Genomic DNA, 4,147 nt, shown 5'->3' on the forward strand with positions numbered 1-4,147 from the left:
GCTTTGCCGACCTTCAGCCGGGACGTTTTCTCCTGCCGGGGGAACTCGAGGGCGCGCCAGTGCTGCAGTTCTTCCCCCTGCCGGGCATCGCCGAGACCGACCGCGCCGAACTCGCCAACCTGCCGGCCGAGAGCCTCTACGCCACCCTCACCCGGCGCTTTCGCCACTACCAGCAGCACATCGTCAAACCCTTCTATCGCGAGCATTTTCGTCGCTTCGATCGCCAGATCGTGCTGGTCGACGTGCTCGGGGCCCTGAACGCTGGGCCGGAGCGCTTCGAGGACCTCTCCCGCGCCCTGTCGAACCTGATGCAGAGCTTCGACTATGGCCGGCGCAGCCTGATCACGCGGCTGTTCGCCCCGCGCATCGACCGCCTGGCCATCGCCGCCACCAAGGCCGATCATGTCACCCCCGAGCAGCACGGTCGCCTGGTCGCCCTGCTCGAGGCCCTGCTCGCCGACCCGCTGAAGGACCTGCGCTTCGCCGACGTGCCGGTTCGGGCCCTATCCCTGGCGGCGATTCGCGCCACGCAGAGCCGCGAGGTGGACCAGAAGGGGCACCGTACCCCGGCTCTGCGCGGCACCACCCTGGCCGGTGAGTCACTGCTGCTGTTTCCCGGCGAGGTTCCCGACCGGCTGCCGGAGGCGGGCTTCTGGTCCCGCCAGGGCTTCGACTTCATGGCCTTTCGCCCCCTGCCCCGCGACAAGGGAGCACCGCTGCCGCACATTCGCATGGACGCCGCCCTGGACTGGCTGATCGGAGACAAGTTGACATGACACCTTCCCGCGATCAGGACCCACGCCCGGGCGTGCGCTTCACCCCCGATGACGCCCCCGACCGGGACACCGACGCCCGGGATCCCCAGCCCGGGCGGCACTTCGACACCAGGCTGCAGAGCCAGCCCCTGTCCGACTCCCAGGCCGATGCAGCCCCCGGCGAACTGGCGCTGGAGCATGGCCTGATGCGTCCACGCCGGCGTCGCTGGGGGCTTCTTGCCCTGCTCGGCGGTAGCCTGGGGCTGGGCGCACTGGAAGCTGGGCAAACCCTGCACGCCGCGAGCCTGGGCGGCGACTGGCTGGCCGGCGGCTGGAGCCTGCTGCTGCTGCTCGCCCTGGGGCTCGGCGGCTCGGCCATCCTGCGCGAACTGTGGCGGCTGCGGCGCCTGACACGACACGCCCGGCTACGCGAGCGCCTCGCCGTCCTGCCCGAGGCTACCCCGGCCCAGGCACTGGGACTGGCCGGGCAGCTGCGCCGTGACCTCGACCTGGACGATGACCACCCCCACTGGCAGGCCTTCCTGGCCGCCCGCGAGCCCCATCATGATGGGCGCGACACCCGGGCGCTGCTCACCCATCACCTGCTCGCCCCCCGCGACCGGGAGGCCCGCCGACTGATCTCGCGGATGTCCGGCGAGACGGCGGTGATGGTGGCGGTAAGTCCCCTGACGCTGGTCGACATGGCGCTGGTCACCTGGCGCCACCTGGCAATGGTCGACCGCCTGTGCCGGCTCTACGGGCTGGAACTGGGCTATGCGGCCCGACTGCGGCTTCTGCGCAGCGTGCTCTATCAAATGGCCTTCGCCGGAGCCAGCGAGATCGCCAGCGAGGCGAGCATGCAGATGCTGTCCATGGACCTGGCCGGCAAGCTCTCGACGCGTGCCGCCCAGGGCCTGGGCATCGGGCTACTCGGGGCGCGCCTGGGGCTGCGAACCCAGCGCCTGTCCCGGCCGCTGGAGTTTGCCACGGACGAGGCGCCTCGGATGGCCGACCTGCGCCGAGACCTCTGGCAGCAGCTGCGCCGCCTGGACGCCGCCGAGGAGAAGGCAAAGGCACGCCACCCTTGATCCGAATCATGACAGCGAGCGTTCGAATGACTAGGCTCCTGACTTAGCACCTCAATCACCGGCCGAGAAGGATATCACCATGTTCCACTCCATCCTGGTTCCCGTCGACGGCTCCGAGCACGCCAAGAAGGCGCTCTCTGTGGCCTGCCAGTTGGCCCGTCAGGAGGGCGCCGCCCTGCACCTGCTGCATATCCCCGAGGAACTTGCCCACGAGACCACTCTGGTCTGGGGCATCGGCGCCATCGCCGTCGAGGCCTCACGCGAGGAGCGCAACGCGGCCGGCAAGCAGGTCATCGACCGGGCCGCCGAAGCGGCCCGTGAACTCGGTGCCACCAACATCGAGACGGCCATCGAACAGGGCGACCCGGCCCGCACCATCCTTAGTGAGGCCCGTCGTCGCGGCGTCGATGCCATCATCATGGGCAGCCGCGGCCTCAGCGACCTCAAGGGACTGGTAGTCGGCAGCGCCTCCCACAAGGTCAGCCACGCCGCCGAGTGCACGGTGATCACCGTGCACTGACGCCGGGCGGCAAGCCAATCCATCGACGGCGCCCGCAGGCACTATCCTGCGTTCAGGCAAGACCAAGGCGCTCGCGCAGGAATGCGGCCACCGCAGACGCGGCGTGGTGACCAATGACCTGAACGTTCGGTACCTTTTCTTCCCTGCCGATAGCCAACCGAACCCAGCCTCGAAACGCACCAGACGCCTACCCTCTGAACGGGCGCCATCGCAAGTGACTGATTCCGCATGGCGCCCCGGCACGCCGTTTGGCGCCGGGGGCGCGAATCCGTATAGTGAGCCCTCTACTCGCCAACCGATCGAGACCATGCTGCAGAACAACTCGGCGCTTGCCCAGCTCAAGCAACAGATCCGCACCAACACCCCTCGCGTCGAGGGCGTGATCAAAGCCACCGAAAGGGGGTTCGGCTTCCTCGAGACAGATGACGGCGAATCCTACTTCGTGCCGCCCCCCGCCATGAAACTGGTGCTGCATGGCGACCGCGTCGAGGCCATTCTCCACGAGGAGGGTGAAAAGAAATCGGTCGAGCCCGACACCCTGATCGCGTCCGGCATGCAACGCTTCATCGCCCGGGTGCAGAAGCGTGACGGTCGCCTGGCCGTGGTGCCCGATCACCCCTCGATCAAGACCGCCCTCAAGTCCCGCATCAAGCGCAGCGTCGACGAGGCGAGTATTGACGACGGCGACTGGGTGGTAGCCCGCCTGGTGCGACATCCCCTCAAGCCCGACGATCGTGCCTTCTTCACCCAGATCGACGAGCTGGTGGCCAAGACCGACGACCCGGCCGTGCCGTGGCGCGTGACTCTGGCCCGCCATGCTCTGGAGCAGGAGTGCCCGGATGCCGGTGACGACTGGCCGCTGCGCGACGAAGGCCTCGAGCGCGAGGACCTGACCGCCGAGCCCTTCTTCACCATCGACGGCGAGAAGACCCGCGACATGGATGACGCCCTGCGCATCCGTCCCCGCGAGGATGGTGGCTGGTCGCTGACCGTGGCCATCGCCGACCCCACCGCCTACGTGGAAGAGGGGCATGCCGCCGACCTGGAGGCCCGCACCCGCGCCTTCACCGTCTACCTGCCGGGCCAGAACGTCACCATGCTTCCCGAGCAGCTGGCCGACGACCTCTGCTCGCTGTGGGAGGACAAGGATCGCCCGGTGCTGGCCTGCACCCTGGAGGTCGGCGCCGACGGCAGCCTCGGCGACTACCGCTTCTTCGCCGCCACCGCGCGCTCCCATGCCAAGCTCGCCTACGACCGGGTCTCCGACTGGCTCGAAGGCCAGGGTGACTGGGCGCCCGCCGAGGAGATCGGCGAACAGCTCAAGGCACTCGAAGCCATGACCGAGGCGCGCAGCGCCTGGCGGGCGGCCCACGCCCTGGTCTTCAAGGACCGGCCCGACTTCGTCTTCGACCTGGACGAGGCCGGCAACGTGCTGGACATCCGCACCGAGCATCGGCGCATCGCCAACCGCATGATCGAGGAGTCGATGATCGCCGCCAATGCCTGCTGCGCACACCTGCTCGCCGAGCATGTCGGCCACGGCATCTTCAACGTCCACCGCGCCTTCGAGCCGGAGAAGGCCGAAGCCGCCCAGGAGTTCCTGGCCAGCCAGGACATCCAGGTGGAGCGCGAGCAGCTCACCGAGCTGCCCCGTTACACCGAGCTCAAGCGCGAGCTCGAGGGCCGCGACGACGCCTGGCTGGATGCCCGCCTGCGCCGCTTCCAGGGCTTCACCAGCATGTCCGCCCAGCCCGGGCCGCACTTCGGCCTGGGGCTGGCCGCCT

At 68.9% G+C, this 4,147-nt stretch carries 4 protein-coding genes; all 4 read left to right on the forward strand.

The features are described from left to right. On the forward strand, positions 1-776 hold a 776-nt coding region (locus RI841_RS14990), incomplete at its 5' end, for a YcjX family protein (RefSeq protein WP_310706437.1). Then, on the forward strand, positions 773-1,843 hold the full coding sequence (locus RI841_RS14995) for a YcjF family protein (protein ID WP_310706438.1): 1,071 nt from the start codon (positions 773-775) through the stop codon (positions 1,841-1,843). The genes RI841_RS14990 and RI841_RS14995, both read left to right, overlap by 4 nt. Positions 1,844-1,922: 79 nt before the next feature. Beyond that, entirely contained in the window at positions 1,923-2,363 is a 441-nt protein-coding gene (locus RI841_RS15000) for a universal stress protein (protein WP_310706439.1), read from the forward strand. A gap of 307 nt (positions 2,364-2,670) precedes the next feature. After that, the coding region (locus RI841_RS15005; protein WP_310706440.1) for an exoribonuclease II at positions 2,671-4,147 on the forward strand (1,477 nt) is incomplete at its 3' end.

The organism is Halomonas sp. (assembly GCF_031581305.1).
Taxonomy (GTDB): Bacteria; Pseudomonadota; Gammaproteobacteria; order Pseudomonadales; family Halomonadaceae; genus Halomonas.

What these genes read in the sequence shown, in the direction of transcription:
- RI841_RS14995 (WP_310706438.1), top strand. Translation starts at nt 773, where the DNA reads ATGACACCTTCCCGCGATCAGGACCCACGCCCGGGCGTGCGCTTCACC.
- RI841_RS15000 (WP_310706439.1), top strand. Translation starts at nt 1,923, where the DNA reads ATGTTCCACTCCATCCTGGTTCCCGTCGACGGCTCCGAGCACGCCAAG.